The organism is Binatus sp. (SeqCode) (genome assembly GCF_036522015.1).
Classification (GTDB): domain Bacteria; phylum Desulfobacterota; class Binatia; order Binatales; family Binataceae; genus Binatus.
Genome location: NZ_DATDGQ010000229.1, coordinates 1 through 6,492 on the forward strand (window position 1 = coordinate 1; position 6,492 = coordinate 6,492).

The window sequence follows — 6,492 nt, forward strand, 5'->3', positions numbered from 1 at the left end:
GCTCTTATGCGGTCCAATCTTCGCGTCATTTTTTGGTGTCATCCCTCGGCTACGCTCGGGATGACACAAAAAAGATGACACAAGAAAAAAGAGCGGCCGCTAGGTGATGCATATTCGGTCAGTAGAAATTAAACCAGATCAGATCACCGGTGACCCCGGATCCAGGCCGAACAGCACTCGTCCCACCACCTCGAAGCGGGACGTGTTCATCAGCACGTGCTGCGTGGCAGTGTGCACGTCGCGCCAGCATCGCTCGATGGGGCACGACGTCTGGGCAGAGTTCATCCCGGCCGCGTCCGCGACCAGATCGACCGCCTGCACTGCCAGCTTCGCCGCAGTTACCACCGCGAGCCTGGCGTGCGCGCGGTCCTGGATGCTGAAGCTCTCGCCGACTTCGCCCTTGCGCCAGATTTCGTCGTTGCAACTGTAGAAATAGGCGCGCGCCGCATCGAGCAGGCCTTCCGCCTGCGCGAACTGGATCTGTGCGAGGGGGCGTTCGCGCAACGTGGCACGAGTTGCCGCCGGCACTTTGGCTTGCGCGATTTCGTTGAGCGTATCGAGGGCGTGTCGCGCGGTGCCGAGCACCACCGATACCAGGCCACCGACAAATTGCAGCTGCAAGGGAATGTTTGCGAGCGGACCGCGCTGCCATTGCGATTTCGCGTTCAGCCAATCGAAGGTGAATTCGTCGGGCACCAGGACGTCTTCAAACACGCAGTCGTTGCTGCCGGTGCCGCGCATCCCGGCGGTTGACCAGGTGTTGAGAATTTTCGCGTGCTCGATCGGAAAGAGACCGCCGCGCATCGCCGGAAACCCATCGACCATTTGCGGCGCGCCGTCGCGCAGCACCATCCCAGCCGCCATCAGGTAGGTCGCATGAGCCGATGCGCTGGCGTAGGTGGCCTTCCCGCTGAAACGCCATCCGCCTTCAACCGGAACCACGCGGGTGGTAGCGGGATTCAGCGAGCCGGCGCTCAAGCCGCGCGGATCGCCGTAAATTTTCTCGAATGCCGCGCGCGAAAGATTGTATCCGAACAGCGGACCGCCCGAACAAATCGCAAGATTCCATCCGACCGAACCGTCGAGGCGTGAGACTTCCTCGCACAGCCGCAACGAATCGGGGATCGTCAGCTCGCCGCCGCCGATCCGGCGTGGCATAAGAATTCGAAACAGCCCGGCGTCGTGGAAGGCGTCGGCAACTTCGCGTGGCATCTGAGCCTCGCGCTCGGCGCGATCGGCATACTCGCGAATAATCGGCGCAAGCTTTTGCACCTTCTCGAAATAAGGCCGGGCGCGTTCGGATACGAGACGGTCCATACTCAGCACCTCTTGCTACCCGTGAGTCTAACTTCCCAGCCGCGCGCGATTGGCCCAATACTCCGACGCGACGTGGAAGGCTGCGGCGGCGCGCTCGAAGCTGTCGAACACGACCAGGCCGCGCGCGCGCGCCAGCTCCTTGCCGCGTGCGACGATCGCCTCGACGTGCGCAGGATGCATCACGATTGCGAACGGTTTGGTCGAGCGATTGGCAAACTCCGCGAGCTTGTCCAGCAGTCCCGTGATCTCGTCTTCGTGCGTCGCCCAGCGCGCCGCGCGCAGGCCCGTGCCGACCTCCAGCACGATCGCGTCGATGACCGCGTCGCGCTCCAGAATCTCGAGGATGCGATCGAGATTGCCCTGATGATGCCCGGCGCCGATCGTGCCGCCGGCGTCGAGCGGATTGCGGTAGCTGCCGCCGATTACGTTGAAAAACGTTTTCAGTTCGTCGTACGAGGACTCCGACAGGGCGGGAATCTCAAGGCCGGCCGTCGCGAACGTGTCGGTGATTACCACGGATTGCCCACCGGTCATCGCGACCAGGCCCATGCGCCGGCCCGCCAGACGCCTGGCGCGCGCGAACAGTTCGACCGCGTCGAGCATCGCGTCGAGACTCGATACCTCGACCGCGCCGCTTTGCCGCACTACTGTGCGCCAGGTCGATTCGGGCGTCGCGAGCGAGCCAGTGTGCGAGAACGTCGCGCGCGCACCCGCGTCGGTCACCCCGCCCTTCCAGATGACGACCGGATGCCGCTCAGCCGCGTGCCGGACGCTGTTGAAGAAGCGGCGACCGTCGCGCACGCCTTCGATATACATCCCAATCACACGCGTGGCCGGGTCAGCCGCCATCAGATCGACATAGTCCGCCGCCTCCAGCACCAGCACGTTGCCGATCGACGCCGCCTTGTTCACCTTGATGCCGTGGCTGGGAGCCTGCAGGCAAAAGTTGATCGTGTGCGTGCCGCTTTGCGAGATGAAACAGACGTCGCCCGCCTCTCCGACTTTTTCTTCGGGAAAATTGCGCAGCCCTGCAGCGGGACTGTAGAGGCCCATGCAATTGGGCCCAACCAGCGCGATATCGGAGTTGATTGCGAGGTCGCGCAGCTCGGCTTCGAGGCGGATCCCGAGCTCCTCCGACGTCTCCGAAAATCCCGACGTGAAAAATCCGATCGAGCCGACGTGGTTAGCGATGCAATCCTTCAGAATTCGCGGCGCGATCTGGCGCGGCACGGCGCTGACCGCGTAATCGATCGGCTCGGTGATTTCGGCCAGGCTCTTGCGGTTCTCCACGCCCATCGCTTCGATTCCCGGAATCTCATTCGGATCGATCTGCACCGAGTAGAGCTTGCCCTTGAGATGCGCCATCGCGTGCAGCCACATGTAACCACCCATCCGCTTGTCGCCGATAACGACCACGGTGCGCGGGTTGAAGGCGCGCTCGAGATTATTGAGCCGCGCCGTCCGATACGGGTCCGGCTGCTGCACCCTGCCCGACTCTGCCGCCAGCACGATTCGCGCATCCAGAATGGCGAGGCCGTCTTCGTACGCGACGACCGGATTGAGATCCATCTCGGCGATGTCCGGATGCGTCACCGCGATTCCGGAGACAGTTTCAAGCAGCGAGACAATCGCGTCGATATCCACGCCCGGCAGTTCGCGGACGCCGCGCAGAATCTGGCTGCCGCGTAGCCGCGAGAGCATGGCCGACGCTTCGCGCCCACCAATCGGCGCCAGCGCGAGCGCCGTATCCTTCATCACTTCGACGAACACCCCGCCGAGCCCAATCATCACCGTCGCGCCGAATCGATCGTCGTGGAACGTCCCCGCGATAAGCTCGACTCCATTCTTGCCCATCGGCTGCACGGCGACGCCATCGAAGTGGGCGTTGCGCGCTTTGGCCGCGAGATTCGCGCGAATTCGCTCGAACGCGTCGCGCACCGCGGTTTCATCGACGAGATTCAGCTCGACGCCGCCAACCTCGCTCTTGTGACTGACGTCCGGCGACAGCACCTTGAGCACCACCGGGAATCCGATTCGCGACGCGGCCCGCACCGCGTCATCAGCCGTCGCGGCGGACTCCGGCACGACGACCGGCAGGCCGAGCGAATGCAGAATCCGCTTGCTCTCGATTTCCGTGAGAACCGTCCGCCCACTCGAACGAGCAGACGAAATTACCGATGAAACGATAGAGTCAGCCACGCTTGTCGCGTATAGCAGAGCCAAAGGACTATTTGAACCTTCGGGAGATTCGCCGAATGCCGCCCACGGACCGCGTCCGCAGAAAAGTCTTCGTCACCCGCGCGATCGACAGTACCGCGCTCGAACGCCTTCGCGCTGCGACTGCGGTTACCGTCTGGCGCGGCGAGATGCCGCCGCCCGCTCCGGCGCTGCGATCCGCGCTGGCGAGCGCCGATGCGGTACTCTCGATGATCACCGACAAGCTCGACGCGGGTGTGATCGCGGGCGCTCCGCGGCTTCGGGTCATCAGCAACCTGGGCGTCGGCGTGGACAATATCGACCTCGAAGCCGCCACCCGCGCCGGCATCGCCGTCGGTCACACCCCCGGCGTGCTGACCGACGCCACCGCGGACCTTGCGTTCGGCCTGCTGATGGCGACTGGGCGGCGAATCGCCGAAGCCGATCGTCAGGTCCGCGCGGGAATGTGGCGGACCTGGGCCCCGATGACGATGCTCGGGCACGACGTGCACTCGAGTACGATCGGGCTGATCGGATTCGGCGCGATTGGCCGGGCGATGGCGCAGCGCGCGATGGGATTCGGGATGCGCGTGCTCTATCTCAAGCATTCGTCGAGCCAGCGGGTTGCCGGTGCAGTCGCGGTAGGCCTGCCGCGCCTGTTGGCCGAATCCGACTATGTGTCGATACACGTGCCGCTGACGGTAAAGACGCGTCACATGATAGGGGCGCGAGAATTCGCGCTGATGAAGCCGGGTGCGATTTTAGTCAACACCGCACGCGGTGCAGTTGTTGATCAGGCTGCGATGCTTGCGGCTCTGAAATCGGGGCGACTGGGTGGCGCAGGGCTCGACGTGACTGATCCCGAGCCGATTGCGCGCCACGATCCGCTGCTCCGACTCGACAACGTCGTGATCACACCGCACATCGGCAGCGCCAGCATCGCCACTCGCGCGCGGATGGCGGCGATCGCCGTGGAGAATATCCTCGAGGTTTTCGCGGGGCGGGTGCCGCGATTGTGCGCGAACCCACAGGTCCGCCTGCGCCATCCAAATGAGATAGCCTGACCCGCTGTTGCGAGCGATTACTCTGCGAGCTCTAACTATTTCGAAAGCCGCAGCAGAATCTTCGCGGCGATCTCCTGGAACACCTGGTTAAGCTGCGTTGAGTCGGACGCAAACACCGCCGATCCTACTGGCAGGCTCGAATCGAAGGTGCTGGCGGCCGGATCGTTGGCGACCTCTCTCAAGAACTCCTCGGCGGCAGGTTGGCCGGTGATCGCTGTTCCCATCCCGATCGCGTAAATGTACGTGGTCTGGTGCAGCATGCCGACCTGCGTGGCTCCCGCATTCCACTTCGCGGAGTAAGGGTTGGTGTTTGCGTTGGTGGCAATCAGAACCGAGCGATACATTGCGTCGCTGTTCGGCGTTAGCCCCGAGGGTCCGCCACACCAGTTGATGTCCTTGAGCTCTTCGGATGCGCCAGTCTGCGTATCCGAAAAAGTCTGTGGATTGTTCGCGGCCGATAACGACCCACAGCCGCTGGATGGTTTACTGCACGTATTGTTTGAGCTGCAACTGCTGGGCTTGAAGAACACGACATTGCTGGAGTTGCACAAATTCAGCGACTCATCGCCCACATCACAGCCGCAATACAGGAGATCGGCCGTTGAGACACTTGGCGTGCCCGGCTGACAGGTCAGAGTATCCTCTTGTATATTTGGCCAGCCGTCGGTGAAAAATACCACCACTCGCAGCAGATTCGACGTTTTGGGAACCAAAAGGATCTGCCCCTGTCCCGCCGACAGCCCTGCCTGCGAGTTTGTGTAGTTGATGGCTCCGCCCGGCCACAAGGCTGCGGTGGTGATTGCACTGCTGATTTTGCTCTGGAAAGGGCTGGCATTTGGAACCGTCACTGTTGCGTATGTTCCAAAAGTGACCACCGAAACCGTATCTATAGTATCGCTATCGGTACTCGTGCCATTGAAGTCCGCGATGAAGTTATTGACTGCGGTCGGCAGCGCCCCTGAGCCGCCATTCTGGGTCATGGAATACGACGCATCCAGCACCAGCGACATAACCATCGGGTTGCGTTGAGCCGTGGCAGAGGCGCTGACACTCAACGTGTTGTAGGCAGCTCCCAGAATGCGGATGAAGTAAGTGTTGAGCGTGGCCGTGGCAGTGACGGTGACCAGCGTGTTGTTATTGGCGTCCAAAGAGAAGCATACGTTGGGCACAGGAGTCGCACTAAGGTTCGGTATTGACTTGTAGTTAATATTGAACGCCTCGTCCCCGGCCAGTCCGGCTACGCTGGTTATGTTGCAGGTGTATCCGCCCGTCCCCTTACTGACGTTTTTCATCGCAGTAAGTGCTGCCGCATCCACCGCTTTGCCCAGCGTCGTCTTGGTTACGTAGGCGAGACCGAGGTCAATCGCCAGACCTACGAAGATGACCAGGATGATTACGGACATGACAAACAACACCCCAATTTGTCCACGCCCGTTTTTTCCTGTGTTCGCTCGAGCAGAGAGTTTCATTTGGTCATTGTCCTTAGAAATATGCGATGTCATACAATTGCGCCGGAAAGCCGATCGCACCGTTCGTCATCGCTCCAATGCCGGTGGCCGCCGTGAATGAGTAGAATATCTCCGTGGCGTACAGCTTCTGGCCTGTCTGCAGAGCCGGCGCTCCGGCTATATTTACGTTTCCGCTCCCGCTCGGCGCGACCTTGCTGGTTGCGGTAATACCCGTCGTCGATTGCGTTTGTTCGACCACCGTATAAGGACCGCCAGCTATCGGGTTGGCTTGGTTGAATTCGGTAATGATTACCCGGCCGTTGCTGCCCAGACCCAAACCGGAGTCTCCCGATAGCAGATCTGCGGCCGCCGTGCACAAACTGTCGCACGATGTAGTACCAAACCCGCGCGACGCAAGATTCGAACCTTGCCGGCTCAGTTCGGCGAGGACCTGCAGGTCGTAAAAC

The 6,492-nt window shown here is 61.7% G+C and carries 5 protein-coding genes; 1 reads left to right on the top strand and 4 read right to left on the bottom strand.

Annotated features, from left to right (window positions below):
* Positions 1–138: 138 nt before the first annotated feature.
* Both VIW95_RS09855 and VIW95_RS09860 read right to left on the bottom strand, forming a co-directional pair.
* Positions 139–1,317, bottom strand: a complete 1,179-nt coding sequence (locus tag VIW95_RS09855) for an acyl-CoA dehydrogenase family protein (RefSeq protein ID WP_331585910.1) — start codon at positions 1,315–1,317, stop codon at positions 139–141.
* Positions 1,318–1,344: 27 nt separating this feature from the next.
* Positions 1,345–3,516: an acetate--CoA ligase family protein gene (locus VIW95_RS09860; protein ID WP_331585912.1), complete on the bottom strand. Its 2,172-nt coding sequence runs from the start codon at positions 3,514–3,516 to the stop codon at positions 1,345–1,347.
* Positions 3,517–3,572: 56 nt separating this feature from the next.
* Here VIW95_RS09860 and VIW95_RS09865 point away from each other — a divergent pair, with 56 nt between their 5' ends.
* Positions 3,573–4,577 (top strand): D-glycerate dehydrogenase, encoded by a 1,005-nt coding sequence (locus VIW95_RS09865; protein WP_331585914.1) that lies wholly within the window; start codon positions 3,573–3,575, stop codon positions 4,575–4,577.
* A 35-nt stretch (positions 4,578–4,612) separates the two neighbouring features.
* Here the strand turns inward: VIW95_RS09865 and VIW95_RS09870 are convergent, their stop codons facing one another.
* Both VIW95_RS09870 and VIW95_RS09875 read right to left on the bottom strand, forming a co-directional pair.
* Complete coding sequence (locus VIW95_RS09870) at positions 4,613–6,046, bottom strand: TadE/TadG family type IV pilus assembly protein (protein WP_331585916.1); 1,434 nt, start codon at positions 6,044–6,046, stop codon at positions 4,613–4,615.
* A gap of 13 nt (positions 6,047–6,059) precedes the next feature.
* A partial coding sequence (locus VIW95_RS09875) for a hypothetical protein (protein ID WP_331585918.1) occupies positions 6,060–6,492 on the bottom strand: 433 nt, incomplete at its 5' end.

What these genes read in the sequence shown, in the direction of transcription:
- VIW95_RS09865 (WP_331585914.1), top strand. Translation starts at nt 3,573, where the DNA reads ATGCCGCCCACGGACCGCGTCCGCAGAAAAGTCTTCGTCACCCGCGCG.
- VIW95_RS09870 (WP_331585916.1), bottom strand. Translation starts at nt 6,046, where the DNA reads ATGAAACTCTCTGCTCGAGCGAACACAGGAAAAAACGGGCGTGGACAA.
- VIW95_RS09855 (WP_331585910.1), bottom strand. Translation starts at nt 1,317, where the DNA reads ATGGACCGTCTCGTATCCGAACGCGCCCGGCCTTATTTCGAGAAGGTG.